Origin of the sequence: Acinetobacter sp. CFCC 10889, from assembly GCF_003268395.1 — a bacterium.
Classification (GTDB): Bacteria; Pseudomonadota; Gammaproteobacteria; order Pseudomonadales; family Moraxellaceae; genus Acinetobacter.
The window spans coordinates 1-17,574 of the sequence record NZ_LQXQ01000009.1; the positions used below are offsets into that span (position 1 = coordinate 1).

Below are 17,574 nucleotides of genomic sequence, written 5' to 3' on the forward strand. Positions count from 1 at the left end.
GATAAAGGGCAGGAAGTCTTAGTCGTTGCGATGGATGTGTCAGGGAATAGTAGTCCTATTCAAATTGTAAAAGCACCTGATCTCACACCTATTATAGAATCTCGCTCTAGTTTCACAATAGATGGTTTAATGATTATAGGTACAGCAGAGGCAAATAGTACAATTAAGCTACTCGGGTCAGATGGAGAAGAATTAGGAAATGGTCAAGCAGATGCAAATGGTAATTTTAAAATAGATATAAAAGAAAAATACCTAGTTGGTGATACAGCTACAGTCATTAGAGAAGAGCAAAGTGGGATAAGCAAGGAAACTATCAAATATAATCCCTCTTTAGAAGTCACATGGGAGGCAAATGCTGATGGTCGAGAGCAAAGTCTTTTATTTATAGAAGGTATGGGGAGCTATCATCAACACATAATTGTTAAAGTTGATAATAAAGTAGTTTATGATTATTTTCAGGGTTTAGATCCAAGACCAAGGGTGAATGTATTGGATAAAGAATACAATAATGGTGAAAAGATCACAATTATTAGTATGAATGGAAATGATGAAAGTACAGCAGTTGAAAATATTATATATGCACGTAAAGACATTGATCAGTTGGCACCAGAAGAATTGACCTATGGATTTTCTTTAGGTGGAGAGGAGTTAAGCGGTGAAACAGAAAATGAGATGAATGAGAGAAGTTATAGTAAGCTTAATTATATGAGTGAAAGTGGCAGCGTTTTTGAACTACTAAATGAAATTGATATGAATAGAAATTTAGATAATATTAATTTAAATGTCGAGATAAATTTTTCTGACTTACTTGATGGTTCTACCAGCCAACACTTAGATTATATTGATGATAAATTTATATATTCTGAAAATTATAATTTGACACCTGATTTTTTTAAAAATTATTATATCATTTTTAACTCAAATAATAAATTAGAGGATTATCAGTTGCAGCCATTATTATTTATGATTTAATGAGGAAATTTTATGAAAATTCAGGAAAAATTTTAAAGATATAAATATATTGTTATTTGCCCAAAACTTCATCTGCCAAAGCTGAGACATTTCTGTATAATACGTTGACTTAACGTATAAGGAATCTCTCATGCACTTGGCGGCATTGCATACACCGAGCCAGATTCAACTCAATAAAGATGGAAACTTAAAACATTTCATCACCATCGAAGGTCTTTCCAAAGACACTCTCACCAAAATATTGGACACTGCGGCGTCCTTTTTTAATGACCAAAATCAGCTGATCACCAACAATTTACTTGAAGGTCGCACAGTGATGAATTTGTTCTTTGAAAATTCAACACGAACTCGTACTACTTTTGAAGCTGCTGCAAACGTTTATCAGCAAATGTTTTGAATATTGATATTGCTCGTTCAAGTACCTCTAAAGGTGAAACATTACGTGATACTTTGTGGAATCTTGAAGCAATGGCTGCGGATATTTTCGTAGTACGGCATTCATCTTCAGGGGCAGCACACTTTATTGCTAAAGATGTTTGTCCTCATGTTGCGATTATTAATGCAGGTGATGGTCGCCATGCACATCCAACTCAAGCGATGTTGGATATGCTCACCATTCGCCGTGAAACCAAGAAAAAATTTGAAGACATTTCCATTGCAATTATTGGTGATATTAAACATTCACGTGTTGCTCGTTCGGATATTGCGGCATTGCAAACTTTAGGTTGTAAAGATATTCGAGTAGTTGCACCGAATACCTTATTGCCACATGGTTTCGATCATTATGGCGAAGGTGTACGTTTATTTAACAAAATGGATGAAGGCATTAAAGATTGTGATGTGATCATTACTTTGCGTATTCAAAATGAACGGATTGATTCACCAGCATTATCGTCACAAGCTGAATTTTATAAAATGTACGGTTTGAATAAAGAACGTTTGGCTTTGGCAAAGCTGATTGCATCGTGATGCATCCGGGACCAATGAACCGTGGGGTTGAAATTGATTCAAGTATCGCAGATGGTGCGCAGTCGGTGATTTTGCATCAGGTGACCAATGGTATTGCTGTGAGAATGGCAGTGTTGGCATTGTCAATGCAAGGTCAGTTGCAAGAGCAAGCTTTGTTAGACGCAATTGCGGATTAAGGTAGAAGTCATGAATATTGTAAAAATTGAAAATGTCCGTGTCTTAGATCCAATCAAAAAAACAGACAGCGTAGACACTGTATTTATTGAAAATGGTAAATTACTCACGACTCGCCCAGACCAAAGTCAAATTACAGAAGTGATTGATGGACAAGGGAAATGGTTAATGCCAACCATGGTTGACTTATGTGCGCGTTTGCGTGAACCGGGTCAGCAGCAACATGGCACATTAAAATCTGAAGGTAAAGCTGCTCGTGAAAATGGTATTCTTCACGTATTTACGCCACCAGATTCAAAACCAATCGTGCAAGATAATGGCGCTTTGATTCATGGTTTAGTAGAAAAAGCCATGCTTGATGGTGGTATTTATTTACAAGTCATTGGTGCGCAAACCCAAGGTTTATTGGGTAAGCAACCTGCCAACATGGCAGGCTTGAAAAAAGGTGGATGTACAGCAGTTTCAAATGCTTATGCAATTTTTGAAGATGATGATGTGGTTATTCGCACTTTAGAATATGCCGCAGGTCTGGACATGACAGTCGTGTTCTATGCAGAAGAACATGAAATTGCTAAAGATGGTTGTGTGCATGAAGGTTTTATTGCATCTCGTCAAGGTTTACCAATGATTCCTGCTTTGGCAGAAACCATTGCGATTGCAAAATATCTGTTGATGATTGAAGCAACAGGGGTAAAAGCACACTTTGGCTTACTTTCAAGTGGTGCATCTGTTGAGTTGATTAAAAATGCCAAAGCCAAAGGTTTGCCTGTAACAGCAGATGTTGCAATGCACCAACTACATTTGACTGATGAACTCATTGATGGCTTTAACTCATTGGCACATGTACGCCCACCATTACGCTCAGAGCAAGACAAACAGTTGTTACGTCAAGGCGTGAAAGATGGTGTGATTGATGCGATTTGTACCCATCATGAGCCTTTAAGTGGTTCAGCAAAACTTGCACCTTTTGCAGAAACGCAACCGGGAATTACAGCCTTTGATAGTTATGTTTCTTTAGGCGTGCAATTGGTTGAAGAAGGCTTATTTACACCATTAGAATGGGTCGAAAAAGTGACACTTGCACCTGCTCAAGTGGCAAATATGACTGAAACTTGGCAGCAACAAGCAGGTTTAGTTTTACTTGATCCAGAACTTGAGTGGTTGATGAGTAAAGATAGCATTCTTTCACAAGGTAAAAATACCCCTTTAATTGATCAAACAATTAAAGGAAAAGTAATTCAAACCTTTATTGCTTAGTATCAATTGATTTGTTTCACAAGAGTTTTTAAATAAAGCTCTTGTGAAAATATACAATCTTTTCAATGATTTTAATTTTTAAGCTTTCATTCCTGCCACAATTAAATCAATAATCGAGTCAGCATAATTTTTTAAACCCATTTCATCCTCAGGTTGAGCTAAAAATCTTAAAGCACCTTGCGTAATCATGCCTACCAAGTTATGCCCTGTATTTTCACAGTCTAAATTTGCCCGAAAAATACCTAATTCTACACCGTGTTTTAAATAATCAGCAGTAACTACACCGCCCATATGCATGACACTGTGCACAAATTGTGTCATTTCCGCATCAATGGAGGTTGCTTCTAAAAGCAGTAATTTTAAGGTCAATGGATTTTCTTGAGCGAATTGCCGAAAGCGTTTAGAAATACGTTGGCACTGTTCACGATATTCTTCGATATTTACAAATGCTTGGGGTGCATTTTCATCTGTCAATAACGCCATGATTTTTTGAATGGTATCAGATATGACATGCTGTAAAATATCGCGTTTATTTTCAAAATGACGATAAAAAGTACCATGTCCGATGCCTAAGTGTTTGGCAATATCTGCAATCGCAGTTTGATGATAACCACGCTCAGAAAATTCTAAAAAAGCTGCTTCTAAAATATCCGCTTGTAATTGAAGACGTTGCCGTTCAGCACGACTTAAATTTACTGTTTCATTCATAGGCAAAAAATACCAAAAAATAAATTAAACTGTCCAACAATGGAAATTGACAAGTCATTCCGTTTTTGACATTGTATTCCTATTGTTTATATTCTAAGCGATTTCTATCATGGATCAATACAAAAATAACAGTGAAGCACAAAATTTTTATAAAATCATCATCGTAGGTGGTGGTTTTGCAGGCTTAGGCGCTGCGATTAAATTAAAAGAAGCGGGCGTTGAAGATTTTATTCTTTTAGAAAAAGCCGCAGAAATGGGCGGTGTATGGCGTGAAAATACATATCCAGGTTGTGCATGTGATGTGCCATCTGCGCTTTATTCCTATTCTTTTGAGCAAAATCCTTCATGGTCACGTGTGTTCGCTCCGCAAGCAGAAATTAAACAATATTTATTTGATGTAGTTGATAAATATCAAATCATGCCACATGTCAAATTAAACCATGAAGCCTTGCAAGCACAATGGTCGGATGAAGAGCAATGTTGGATTATTCAAACCAATCATGGTGAGTTGAGATCACAATTTGCTATTCTTGCTTGTGGTCCAATGCATGAACCTGTTTTACCGAATGTTAAAGGTATTCAAGATTTTAAAGGCGAAATTTTTCATTCATCGCAATGGCGACATGATCTTGATTTGACAGGAAAACGAGTTGCTGTGATTGGTACAGGGGCATCGGCATTACAATTTGTGCCGCAGATTCAACCTAAAGTGAAACAGCTCACCATATTTCAGCGTACTGCACAGTGGGTTTTGCCAAAATCTGATATGCCGCTGCTTGCACCTGTACGTGCCATGTTCAAATTATTGCCACTGACCCAACAGTTGATGCGTGGCTCAGTGTACGGAATTTTTGAAACGATTAATGGTGGGATTCAAAGTCCAGCAGCCATGAAACAGTTCCAAAAAACTTGCCAAATGGCATTTAAATTTCCAGATAAAAGATCCTATTTTACGTGAAAAATTAACCCCGAATTTTATCATTGGTTGTAAACGTATTTTGCAATCTAACAATTGGTATCCTGCATTGGCACAAAAAAATGTAGAAGTGATTGCGAGTGGATTAGCTGAAGTCAAAGGCAATACGTTGATTGCTGCAAATGGTGAGCAATGTGAAGCCGATGTGATTATTCTTGGAACAGGTTTTGAAATCGCTGAACCACCAATTGCCAATCGTGTTTATAACCGCTTCGGACAAAAAATGTCAGATGTATGGCAAGGTAGCCCAGAGGGATATATGGGAACAATGGTTGAAAATTGCCCGAATGGATTCTTAATGTTCGGTCCAAATGTTGCGGTGAGTTCATCAGCATTTATTATTATTGAAGCGCAACTTGATTATATTATGGATGCACTCAAACAAGCCATCCAATTGGGTATTCAAACGATTGAGCCGAACCCAGAAATTACACGAAAATTTAATGAAAAAGTTCAAGCCGCATTGCAATCTACTGTATGGAATAAAGGCGGATGCCAAAGTTACTTTATTGACCGTAATGGGCGTAATAGCACCGTTTGGCCATGGACGACATTTAAGCTACGTGAAAAGATGAAACAGTTTAATTTGACAGAATATTTGATTGATTATACCCCAGATACAGCAAAGCAAAAATCAGTAGAAACTGTATAAACCGAATGGGCATCGTAAAGTGCCCATTTTATTTTATCTCTGGAAAATATTCACAGAGCCAAAACTAAGGAAAGAAAATGTTAAAAAAACAAAAATTACAGCATAAGGTTATCGCTATTACAGGTGCAGCTCGCGGGATTGGCTTGGCAACAGCAGAGGCATTGATTGCACAAGGTGCAAAAGTCTGTATTGGTGATGTGGATTTGGAACTTGCTGAAAAAGAAGCTCAGCGTATTGGCGCCAAAGCATTTAAGGTGGATGTCCGTGATCGTGCATCATTTGCGCAGTTTATTCAAAATACCATTCAGCATTATGGCAGTCTGTACGCCTTGGTAAATAATGCAGGCATTATGCCAATGGGGGCTTTTTTGGATGAGGACCCTGATTTGGTCGATGCACAAATTGATATTAACTTCCGTGGTGTGATTATGGGGATGCAATTGGCATTGCCTGAATTATTGAAGCATGGTGAAGGACATATTGTGAATATTGCATCGCTTGCGGGGCGTTTTGCCTTGCCTGGTTCGGCTGTTTATTCGGGTACAAAGTCAGCAGTGATAGGGTTGACTGAAGCGATTGCAGGGGAATTTCGTGATTCCAATATTCAATTCACTGCGATTTTACCAAGTAAGGTACTCACAGAACTTACAGCAGGAACGGAGAAAGCAGCGCGCACAATTCCTTCTGTCACACCACAACAGGTTGCTAATGCAGTTGTCAGTACGTTGATCAAACCACGATTATTTATTGCAGTGCCAGATTATTTACAGTCTGTACATGGTGCATATGCCATGATGCCACAATGGTTACAAAAAGGTACCCGCCGTCTGATTGGTGATGATGGTATTTTGACGAAACTTGATCATTCAGCGCATGCGAGTTATGCAAAAAGAATTCATAAGTTAGCAAAATAACGATACGTCTTGTGTCTGTGCGATCGTATGGAATGGGATGTGTAACATAGAGATGGCTCAAAGATAGTTTTACTTTGAGCCATTTTTGTTGAGACTGAATTTAGCCTTCAGGATATTCCAATTGTTCATCTTTATTGTAACTGGCAAAACGTGGTTGATCTCGATTAAAAACAGGTGCAGGTGATTCCCATGGCCATTGCCCAAAATGAGTTTGGCGATAGCGGGCAAAAGCATGGTTGAGCTCGTCATCTGAATTTAATACAAATGGGCCACGCATTGCCACAGGTGCACCAATAGGTTCACCTTCTAGCCACATAATACGTCCAATCTCTGCACCATTTTTCAAGTGAATATCCACATCAGGTTTCAACTCAACCAAATGTTTAAATGGAATGGTTTCACCTTCAATCTGTAAAGTTGGGCCATTATAAAAATAGCAAAAACGATTTGATGTTGCAGTTGTGGCAGGAATCGTAAGTTCAGCATGTGGATCGAGCTGAATCATGAAAATATTGACTTTGTTTTCTTTGGCGTGTGCCCATGAGTTTTGTGGGCGTTCTAAAGCCTCCTGGGACTTAAATGAACCTGAGATCACACGAATATCAGCAGTTAAACCGTGTGGATCTGTTTCTGTCACATGTGGAATATGTTCACGCCACATCATTTTATAGGCAGGATCTTCAGTTTTTTCTTGTGGTGATGAATTAAACCAAATTTGAAATAATTCAAATGGATTTTCTTTGTCAGTGTGTAAGAGTGGAAACATTTCACAGTGTTCAATACCATTTCCTGTACTAAGCCATTGTACATCACCCGCACCATAGCGACCGCTATTGCCTAAAGAATCAAAATGATCAACAAAGCCACTTTCAACAAAGGTAATCGTTTCAAAACCTGTATGAGGATGCTCAGGGAAACCGGGTACACCCGTTTCGCTGTAGTACATACGATAGGGCTTGTCTTCGGTTGGTGGAGTGACAGGTTGCATTTGTGCATTGCCAACAGGGAAATGGTCAATATGATGTGCAGTAAAGAGGAAAGGGTCTTTGAGATCAAGTCGAAATTCAATAGCTTGCATAGAATAAATAATATTTGAATTCATGTGATGTGCCTTTATTTCTATATTTAGTGAGGAAGACATAGACTATTTATAGCGTATTTACATCATTAAATCGTGCATAGAATCATACGGAGGACATTTTTTTTACAAATTTACAATCTTTTTAGATGACTGAGAGGTTGGCACAAAATGAATGTTTTCGCGAGTTAAGTAATGATTTTGGAAGATTTTGTACTTTGGTGATGAAAAATTATACAGTAAATTCGAGAAGTAAAATAAAAATCTATCGAGGACGAAATATGTCGTTTAAAGGAAAAACTGTCTTTATTACAGGTGCAAGTCGAGGCATTGGTCGTGAAATTGCATTGCGTGTTGCACAAGAAGGCGCGAATGTCGTGATTGCTGCTAAGTCCACAGAAGAACATCCGAAACTTGGTGGTTCAATTTATACCGTTGCCAAAGAAGTAGAAGAAGCAGGTGGGCAGGCACTCGCAATTGCGTTGGACGTGCGTGATCAAGAAGCTGTTGCAATCGCGATGAAGCAAGCTGCTGAACATTTTGGTGGTATAGATGTTGTGATTAATAATGCAGGTGCGATCAAACTTTCAGGGGTAGAATTGCTTGATCCAAACCGTTTCGATTTGATGTATCAGATCAATACGCGTGCGGTTTTGGTCTGTAGCCAAGCGGCATTGCCATATTTAAAGAAAAGTGAAAATCCACATATTTTAAATCTTTCTCCACCTTTAAACTTGGATGAAAAATGGTTTGCAAGTTATGCACCATACACGATTACCAAATATGGCATGAGTATGTTGACGATTGGGATGAGTCAAGAATTTGCCAACTATGGGATCAGTGTCAATTCATTGTGGCCAAGAACCATTATTGCAACAGCTGCTGTTGAGTTTACCATTGGTGGAAAGCAGCTCTTTAATCAAGCACGTTTGCCGAATATCATGGCAGATGCAGCCTATGAAATCTTAACCAGTGAAAATCGTGTGGTTAGTGGGCGTTTGTTGATTGATGAAGAAATATTACGTGAAAAAGGCGTGACTGATTTTAGTAAATATCGCTATGCAGATACAGAAGATGAATTAATGGTCGATTTATTTGTTGAAAAATAATCTAAACGTTATAAAAATGACAGGTATGTTTAAGCAAAGCGTGTTTAGCAATCAATGCGCTTTGCTTTGGTATTTGTGTTTTGAAATAAAAATGAACAAATACACAAAAAAAGGATTATTCATTTAAATAAGGATAAATTTTGACATTGGAAAATAGTCAAAAAAGGTAGATCATATAGATATGTTGATGACAACATTGCGCTTAAAGTCAAAATAATAGGTGAGATTTAACTTCGTGTTTGAACTGGATTGTAAACTACTCAGCATTTTTTATCATATTTACAAGTTTAAAAGTGTGTCTTTGGCGGCAGATCATTTAGAAATGAGTCAGCCAACAGTGAGTAATATCCTCAATAAAATACGTGCTCATTATAATGATCCCTTATTCTTGCGCATTGGCAATGAAATGGTACCAACAGAATTGTCTAAACAGTTATTTCCATTGGTCAGTGAAGCATTGAGCAAAGTGGAAATTATTAATAATTTTACTGTGGATTTTGATCAAGAAGCTTCACATCAACAATTTACCATTGCGATGACAGATGTATCGCATTTGGTGTTATTACCGAAAATTTCGCAATATCTTAAAATTCATGCACCACATGTCAAACTTAATGTTCGTGCAATTACCACCGAAACTAGTTATCAAATGGCAAATGGTGAAATTGATCTGGCGATTGGCTTTTTACCGCATTTGGAAAATGGTTTTTATCAACAAAAATTATTTGAACAGTTTTATGTGGTGATCGCCTCCAAAGATCATCAGCGTTTGAGCAATCAAAGTATTTCTGCTGAACAATATTTAAATGAATCCCACATTGATATTGATGCAGGCATTGGACACTATCATATTGAAAATGAGTTACATAATTTAGGTTTAAAGCGTAATATTTTGATGCGTATTCCCAGTTATTTGGGCGTGGGTTTGGTGGTGCAAGATACCGACTCGATTGCAACAGTGCCATATTATTTAAGTCAGGTGTTATTATCTCGAGGGAATTTACAGATTTTACCTGCTCCAATTGCCTTTCCAACGTATTCAATCAAGCAGTATTGGCACATGTCTTGCCATCATAAAACCAGTCATCAATGGTTAAGACATATGTGTTATGAAATTTTTAGTCAGGTCAATTCGATGCCTTTGCCAAGTCAATTGTTGAATGTTGCAAGAGATTAAACGTTTAAAGTTAATCAGATTGTAGCTCTGATTCAGTTAATTTATCAGGTGTCATCAGTGCTTGATTGACATAGAGTTTAATCAGGCGTTCACGAGAGCCGATTGATTTTTGGTAATGCGTTGAATTTAAAAGTAATGATGCGCCATAAGTGACTGTCCAAATATAAGACAAATAGTCACGAATCGACATGATGCTATTTAATGACTTCAAATGCACCGCAAATAGGTCACGGATTTCTAAAATTCGTGCTTCACGGACTTGGTATAATTCTTCAAATAAGTCTTTGAGTTTACGTTCATTATTGGTTAAACGCTCTTCAATGACATGTAGTAAAATAGTACGGTTTGAGTTCAACATGTTATACAGCATGTACTGTGAAACATAAGTTTTAATGTCGTGATTGTGGTTTTTAGAAATATCTAATAAACGTTTTTCATTCAAAATAATCAGCTCTAAATACAACTGATTTTTGCTTTTAAAATGTTTATAAATCGTACCTTTGGCAATATCTAACTCGGCAGCTAATTCAGCAAGGGTAATATCTTGATTATTATCGAGTAGTAAGGTTTCAGCCATGGCTAAAATTTTCTCTTTTCTGAGTAGAAAATTTTGTTGGCGAACTGTACTCATTTGAATAGTTCCAAATTATGGATAAAGAACGAAAATTGATTATAACAGGTATTATTCTCATTGAATAAAACTATAGTCTAGTTTTAGTGATAATTTTTAATTTTAATAATAAAAATCACGTAAATATTCAATCTCATACTGTCTTGAATTATTTGTCAATCAAACTGAACCTATGAGGTCAATATTTTTGAATAAAATTCCATTTTCAAGCAATTTGATTTATTGTTTTTGTGCTTTTTAACACTTTCAAAAATTTGAAAGTGCGACAGCATGTGTTATGCAATTCGGGATTAAAAAACATATTGGCGATTATCTTTATTGACGTTTTTTCTAATGGGAAAGATGTTAATGCTGTGATTTTAAAGTTGATATTTCAACTAAATTAAAATATGCCGAGTGAATATTGAAATCACGATGATGATTTTCATCGATTTTATTACGTAAAAAGGCTTCTGATCACACAAGAAGTCTGCAAAAAGGAATGCGACATGCCTCTCTATAATGCACCGCTTAAAGACATGGAATTTATTTTAAATGATGTGTTTAAAGCGGAACAATTTTGGCAAAATAACGAAAATTTAGCCCATTTGGATATGGCAACTGCCAATGCAATTTTAGAAGAAATGGCGAAATTTTGAAGAATGTCATTTTGGATTTAAACCGTTCAGCGGATGAAGAGGGCGGTGCACAGTTCAATCAAGGTGTGGTGACTACACCCAAAGGTTTTAAAGAGGCTTTTCAGCAGTTTGCTGATGGTGGTTGGATTGGTTTAGGGGCAAATGAAGCTTTTGGCGGTCAGGGCATGCCAAAAATGCTGACTGTATTGGCAGATGAAATGATCTGGAGTACCAATCCATCATTTATGCTGTATCCACTTTTGACCGTGGGTGCAGGCATGGCGATTGATCAGGCAGCTTCAGAGGAACAAAAGGCAACGTATTTACCAAAATTTTATACAGGTGAATGGTCAGGAACAATGTGTCTGACAGAGCCACATTCGGGTACAGATTTAGGTATTATCAAAACCAAAGCTGAACCAAATGCAGATGGTTCTTATAACATCACGGGAACGAAGATTTTCATTACCAGTGGTGAGCATGATCTGTGTGAAAACATTATTCACCTCGTTTTAGCGAAAACCCCTGATGCACCTGCGGGTTCTCGTGGTATTTCACTGTTCATCGTACCGAAATTCTTAGTCAATGAAGATGGTTCTTTAGGTGAGCGTAATACATTAGGCGCAGGTTCGATTGAACATAAAATGGGCATCAAAGGTTCAGCAACTTGCGTAATGAATTTTGATGCAGCCAAAGGTTTCCTTGTGGGTAAGGAAAATCAAGGTCTGGCTGCGATGTTTATCATGATGAACTATGAACGTTTGTCGATGGGTATTCAGGGCATTGGCGCATCTGAATATGCGTACCAGAATGCAGCACAATATGCGACGGATCGCCTGCAAGGTCGTTCGGCAACAGGTGTGAAATCTCCTGAAAAGCCTGCGGATTCAATCTTGGTACATGGTGATGTGCGCCGTATGTTGTTGAATGTACGTGCTAATAATGAAGCATCCCGTGCATTTGCCGTCTATGTCGGTCAGCAACTGGATATTACTAAGTTCTCACGTGATGCTGAAGCAGTACGTAAAGCCAATGATCGTGTTGCGTTATTGACACCAATTGCCAAAGCTTATTTAACGGATAAAGCGTTGGATTCAGCTTTAGAAGCACAAATGTGTTTCGGTGGGCACGGTTATATTCGTGAATGGGGCATGGAACAGTGTATCCGTGACTTACGTATTTCACAGATTTACGAAGGTACCAATGGCGTTCAGGCGATTGATTTGATTGGTCGTAAAACCATTAAGTCGAATGGTGCATTCATCGCTGAATATATTGCTGAGATCCGTGAGTTTGCAGCGTCTATGAATGATGCTTTAAGTATTAAGGCTGCAACTTTGGATGTGTGTCATCAGGTTGAAGCATTGACGCAGTTTATTATTGAGCAAGCGAAGTCTAATCCTGATTTTTCGAATGCTGTGGCAGTGGATTATTTACACGCTGTTGGTTTGTTGAGCTTCACTTATATGTTTGCAAGTATTGCGCAGGCAGCTCAGGCGAAACCTGAAAGTTTCTATCAGAGTAAGTTAGTTTTGGCGCAGTATTATGTGGCGAAAGTGCTTCCTGATTTGGCTGCACGTGTTCAGCGTATTCAGGCGGGTGCGGAGTTGGTGATGCAGTTGCCTGAGGATTATTTTACAGCGCAGGCTTGATGAGTTTTTAGCTGTGAAGTATGAATTGGATGGATTGTAAAATTTGTAATGAGAGTTCCTTCTCTTGCGCCATATATGGCTCAGGGAGTAGGTTAGGATGAGGGGGATTTTACATAAATATACCTCTCCCTAGCCCTCTCCTGAAAGGAGAGGGAACATCATTACCAATGTAATGCATTCATCAGTGTTTACAGAAATTTATTCAAACATGATTCAAGATGAATTATGGACAGTTTTGAGTCAGTCCGCTGACTCAGAATTCACAACAAAATTGAAAATAGATGGAACAGGTAGATAACAATGATCGTAATCGTAGACGCAGTTCGTACCGCAATGGGCGGTTTTCAGGGTGCATTATCGGCATGTACAGCACCTGATCTGGGTGCAGTGGCAATTAAAGAAGTAGTTGCTCGTGCAGGTTTACAGCCGACAGATATTGATGAAGTAATTTTTGGTTGCGTACTGCCTGCGGGTTTAAAGCAAGGTCCTGCACGTCAGGCAATGCGTCAGGCGGGTTTGCCTGATACAACAGGTGCAACCACAATCAATAAAATCTGTGGTTCGGGTATGAAAGCAGTGATGCAGGCAGCCGATGCAATCAAAGCAGGTTCTGCAAATATCGTGGTTGCAGGCGGTATGGAGTCAATGTCCAATGCGCCGTATTTACTCGATAAAGCCCGTGCAGGCTACCGTATGGGACATGGCAAAGTCACAGATCACATGTTTCAGGAAGGTCTGGAAGATGCTGAAACAGGTTTGTCGATGGGCATTCTTGCTCAGGAAATGGCAGATAAAAAAGGCTATACCCGTGAACAACAGGATGCTTATGCAATCAGCTCTTTAAATAAAGCCGTTGAAGCAGTCAATAATGGTTATTTCAAAGCGGAGATCGTACCTGTCACCGTATCATCACGTAAAGGTGATGTGGTTATCGAGCAAGATGAACAACCTTTAAATGCTAAAGCAGACAAGATTCCAACTCTACGTCCTGCATTTAAAAAAGACGGCACAATCACCGCTGCCAATGCCAGTTCTATTTCAGATGGTGCATCAGCACTTGTTGTAACTTCAGAGGAAATTGCAGCAGAACGTGGCTTAAAACCACTTGCAAAAGTTGTGGCATACGCAACCAATTCACAGCATCCATCAGAGTTTACCATTGCACCCGTAGGCGCAATTGACAAAGTGTTGAAGCAAACAGGCTGGAAAGCTGAAGACGTTGATCTTTGGGAAGTGAATGAAGCCTTTGCTATGGTGGCGATGCTTGCAATTGACGGTTTTAATTTAGACCGTGAAAAAGTCAATATCAATGGTGGGGCATGTGCGCTCGGTCATCCACTTGGTTCATCTGGCTCTCGTATTATTGTGACGTTGATTCATGCTTTAAAACGCACAGGCGGTAAAAAAGGTATCGCATCATTGTGTATCGGTGGTGGTGAAGCGACTGCAATTGCTGTGGAACTGGTTTAATTTCTCAATCCCTTAAATTTTAAAATTTGATAACTCAAGATTGACCAACATCCTTGTACGCAAGGGTGTTGGATGGTTGCATGCTGTATTTTTATTTTTTAGCTATTTTAAGCTGTATTTTTGAGATTTTTTAAATGATTAACGGTTTAGAGCGTATTCGCTGTGCGGCTTTGCACGACAAAGTTATGTCTGTAGAAAAGGCAATTGAACTCATTCAAGACGGTGATGTCGTGGGAATGAGTGGTTTTGGTGGTGCAGGGGAAGCGAAAACTGTACCGCTGGCTTTGGCGGATTATGCACAGAATCATCCGATGAAAATTACTTTGGCAACAGGTGCGAGTCTGGGGAATCGCATTGATGGTCGTTTGAGTGATGCGCATGCTTTGACTCGTCGTTATCCTTATCAAGCCGATCCGACTTTACGTAAAGCCATTAACAATGGTGAGGTAATGTATATTGATCAGCATTTGTCAGAACTTGCTGATAATATTCGTCATAAAAATCTACCGAAAATTAATGTTGCCGTGATTGCTGCAACTGCAATTACAGAAGATGGGCAAATTATTCCGACAGGTTCATGTGGCAACTCTGCAAACTTTGTTGAAATGGCTGATCATGTGATCGTTGAAATCGACAATACCATCAGCCCTGTACTTGAAGGTGTGCATGATATTTATGTACCCAAAGCACGTCCGAACCGTGATCCGATTCCATTAACCGCAGTTGGTGATCGCATTGGGACAATTGGAATTAATGTTGATCCAAGTAAAATCTCTGCGATTGTGATCAATGATTTGCCTGATACTTCATTTAAAATGGATGAGGCAGATGATGAAACTTTAGCGATTGCCAAACATTTGGTTCACTTCTTTGAAAATGAAGTTGCTGTAGGGCGTTTGCCCGAAAATTTAGGACCACTTCAGTCAGGTGTAGGCTCGATTGCCAATGCTGTTTTTGCAGGTTTTGAACATTCTGATTTTCATGATCTGGAAATGTACTCAGAAGTGCTACAGGACTGTACTTTCCAATTGATTGATTCAGGGAAGATGAAGTTTGCTTCGGGCAGTTCAATGACCTTGTCGGATGATTGTGCCAAACGTGTAATGAATAATTTTGAGCAATACAAAGACAAAATCGTGATGCGTCCACAGGAACTGTCGAATAACCCTGAACTTATTCGTCGTTTAGGCATCATTGCCATTAACACGGCACTTGAGTTCGACATTTATGGCAATGTTAATTCCACCCATGTGACGGGTACGAAAATGATGAATGGTATTGGTGGTTCAGGTGACTTTACCCGTCATGCGCACTTAGCGATTTTCGTGACCAAATCCATTGCCAAAGGTGGCGCAATTTCTTCGGTTGTACCGATGGTAAGCCATTGTGATCATGCTGAACATGATATTGATATTTTAGTCACAGAGCAGGGCTTGGCAGATTTACGTGGACTTGCACCACGTGAGCGTGCTTTGAAAATTATCGAGAAATGTGCGCATCCAAGTTATAAAACTGATTTGTTGAGCTATTTCAATCGTGCATGTGCATTGGGTGGTCAAACGCCACATGTGTTACGTGAAGCTTTGTCCTGGCATGCACAATTTGAAGAAACGGGTAGTATGAAAAAAGTTGGTTAATCGACAGTTTTTCAAAGCTTTATACACAGATTGTCAATGGTGTATTTGGGCATGAATATTTCAACCGAGTTATTTTGATAGCTCGGTTTTTGTTTAAAGCGATAACTTCAACGAGCAAGTAAGTCAGTTAAAAAATCAACAATATGTTGCTCATGCGATGTCGAAAAATAAACAATATGTATTAGTTAAAATATAAGAAATTGAATTTAAAAGTTATTTTTTCTTGGCACGATAATTGAAATCTATCTGAATATTTTATTTGAAATTGATCATGTATCAGTTTTAAAAATTCAGGTAATTTTTTATGGCACAACATTCAACAGCGCATTTAATTGAACATTTGCTTCATCATGCGAAGTTAAATCCACAGGCGATTGCTATTCGACATAAATCATTGGGTTTGTGGCGAGAATATTCGTGGTCAACTTTACTGAATAAAAGTCAGCATTATGCAGCATTTTTACACGCACAACATTTTTCAAGGGTTGATCGTCTGCTGATTTTGAGTAGCCCTCATCCTGAGCAAGCGGCATTGTCTTTTGCAGTACAGGCATTGGGAGCTTCGATACAATTTTTTCATCAAGATTGGTTGGATGACTTGGTGGAAAATTTTCATGAAAAAGACAGTGTTTTAGCTGCAAGATTTATTGTTGTTGATCGCTTGGAACATGCTGAAAAATTAGCACCGAACTTTACTCAAGACACACAGATTTATTATATAGAGCCTGCACTAAAACAGCAGAATGATGATAAAAATCAAAAAAATGCCAGAATTATTGCGCTCGCTGATGTGTCACACGAAGCTCCGATTATTTTTGAACATTTAAGTTTTGATGATAGTTATGCTGCCTTTATTTTTGAAAAAAAAGAGCATGGTGTAAAACTGATTTCAGATTTGAGTCATCGTTATCTGATTCAAGAAGCACACAATATTATCAATGTAAATCATATAGATCATACAGAAGAAGCATTTATCTCTCGTAGTTTTAGCAGTGTTGGGCATATTCGTTATCTATGGTCAACGTGGCTTGTGGCAGGTTTTACCTTAAATATTCCTGAAAGTTTAGCAACACGTGACCAAGATCGTCAGATGATTGCACCGACTTTGGTGCTAGGAACAAAATTGAGCTATGAGCGTTTGTATGATCATATTTTGCTGAAATTACCTGAAAAAAATACCGTCTTTAGACAGGCTTTAGAGCGTTATATCGAACAACGACAAAAGGGTAATCTGCCTACTTTTAGTCAGAAAGCTATTTTTAAACTTTTCAAACACAGCATTTTGGCTGAATTGGGATTAAGTCAATTAAAAACTGCCTTGATCGTGGGTGAGGCATTGTCAGAGAAAAGCCAAGCTTTTTTTCAAATATTGGGTATTGAATTGCAATTTTGGGATGAGCGGACACGTTGGACTCGTCTAGCCGAAGACAACTTAGCTGCTCAACACTATGTTTTTCAATGATGGGGTGGAGCATGGGACAACAACACACATCGAATATTATCTTAGAACTTAAACATATCAATTTATCATTGCGCAAAGTCACGTATTAAAAGATTTAAATTTTCAAGTCCGTAAAGGCG

Annotated in this window: 11 protein-coding genes and 3 pseudogenes; 11 read left to right on the forward strand and 3 right to left on the reverse strand. The window is 38.4% G+C overall.

Annotation, left to right across the window (positions count from 1 at the left end):
* The 3 genes and pseudogenes from AVJ19_RS04645 to AVJ19_RS04655 form a co-directional block, all read left to right on the forward strand.
* Positions 1 to 972: Ig-like domain-containing protein (locus AVJ19_RS04645; protein ID WP_162626537.1), on the forward strand; the 972-nt coding region annotated here is incomplete at its 5' end.
* A gap of 130 nt (positions 973 to 1,102) precedes the next feature.
* Positions 1,103 to 2,117, forward strand: a pseudogene (locus tag AVJ19_RS04650) (aspartate carbamoyltransferase catalytic subunit).
* 10 nt (positions 2,118 to 2,127) lie between these two features.
* A complete protein-coding gene (locus AVJ19_RS04655) occupies positions 2,128 to 3,372 on the forward strand; it encodes a dihydroorotase (protein ID WP_111858626.1) in 1,245 nt (414 codons plus the stop codon).
* A 78-nt stretch (positions 3,373 to 3,450) separates the two neighbouring features.
* On the opposite strand, the gene AVJ19_RS04660 is transcribed toward AVJ19_RS04655, so the two are convergent.
* Positions 3,451 to 4,080: a TetR/AcrR family transcriptional regulator gene (locus AVJ19_RS04660; RefSeq protein ID WP_111858627.1), complete on the reverse strand. Its 630-nt coding sequence runs from the start codon at positions 4,078 to 4,080 to the stop codon at positions 3,451 to 3,453.
* Between the two features lie 109 nt (positions 4,081 to 4,189).
* Between AVJ19_RS04660 and AVJ19_RS04665 the strand changes: the two are divergent.
* Together AVJ19_RS04665 and AVJ19_RS04670 are read left to right on the forward strand one after the other, a co-directional pair.
* Positions 4,190 to 5,708: pseudogene (locus AVJ19_RS04665) on the forward strand (flavin-containing monooxygenase).
* 77 nt (positions 5,709 to 5,785) lie between these two features.
* Complete coding sequence (locus AVJ19_RS04670; protein WP_111858628.1) at positions 5,786 to 6,622, forward strand: SDR family oxidoreductase; 837 nt, start codon at positions 5,786 to 5,788, stop codon at positions 6,620 to 6,622.
* A 100-nt stretch (positions 6,623 to 6,722) separates the two neighbouring features.
* Here the strand turns inward: AVJ19_RS04670 and AVJ19_RS04675 are convergent, their stop codons facing one another.
* Positions 6,723 to 7,724: a pirin family protein gene (locus AVJ19_RS04675; RefSeq protein WP_111858629.1), complete on the reverse strand. Its 1,002-nt coding sequence runs from the start codon at positions 7,722 to 7,724 to the stop codon at positions 6,723 to 6,725.
* 257 nt (positions 7,725 to 7,981) lie between these two features.
* Here AVJ19_RS04675 and AVJ19_RS04680 point away from each other — a divergent pair, with 257 nt between their 5' ends.
* Both AVJ19_RS04680 and AVJ19_RS04685 read left to right on the forward strand, forming a co-directional pair.
* On the forward strand, positions 7,982 to 8,809 hold the full coding sequence (locus tag AVJ19_RS04680) for an SDR family oxidoreductase (RefSeq protein ID WP_111858630.1): 828 nt from the start codon (positions 7,982 to 7,984) through the stop codon (positions 8,807 to 8,809).
* 235 nt (positions 8,810 to 9,044) lie between these two features.
* Positions 9,045 to 9,986, forward strand: coding sequence for a LysR substrate-binding domain-containing protein (locus tag AVJ19_RS04685; RefSeq protein WP_111858631.1), 942 nt, complete (start codon positions 9,045 to 9,047; stop codon positions 9,984 to 9,986).
* Between the two features lie 10 nt (positions 9,987 to 9,996).
* Here the strand turns inward: AVJ19_RS04685 and AVJ19_RS04690 are convergent, their stop codons facing one another.
* Positions 9,997 to 10,617 (reverse strand): TetR/AcrR family transcriptional regulator, encoded by a 621-nt coding sequence (locus AVJ19_RS04690; RefSeq protein ID WP_111858632.1) that lies wholly within the window; start codon positions 10,615 to 10,617, stop codon positions 9,997 to 9,999.
* Positions 10,618 to 11,105: 488 nt separating this feature from the next.
* On the opposite strand from AVJ19_RS04690, the pseudogene AVJ19_RS04695 reads away from it, so the two are divergent.
* From AVJ19_RS04695 to AVJ19_RS04710, 4 genes and pseudogenes are all read left to right on the forward strand, one after another.
* Positions 11,106 to 12,886, forward strand: a pseudogene (locus AVJ19_RS04695) (acyl-CoA dehydrogenase C-terminal domain-containing protein).
* Positions 12,887 to 13,180: 294 nt separating this feature from the next.
* Entirely contained in the window at positions 13,181 to 14,356 is a 1,176-nt protein-coding gene (locus AVJ19_RS04700) for a thiolase family protein (protein WP_171334160.1), read from the forward strand.
* A 134-nt stretch (positions 14,357 to 14,490) separates the two neighbouring features.
* Entirely contained in the window at positions 14,491 to 15,993 is a 1,503-nt protein-coding gene (locus AVJ19_RS04705; protein WP_111858634.1) for a succinate CoA transferase, read from the forward strand.
* A 304-nt stretch (positions 15,994 to 16,297) separates the two neighbouring features.
* A complete protein-coding gene (locus tag AVJ19_RS04710; protein WP_111858635.1) occupies positions 16,298 to 17,455 on the forward strand; it encodes an AMP-binding protein in 1,158 nt (385 codons plus the stop codon).
* The last annotated feature ends 119 nt before the right edge of the window (positions 17,456 to 17,574 follow it).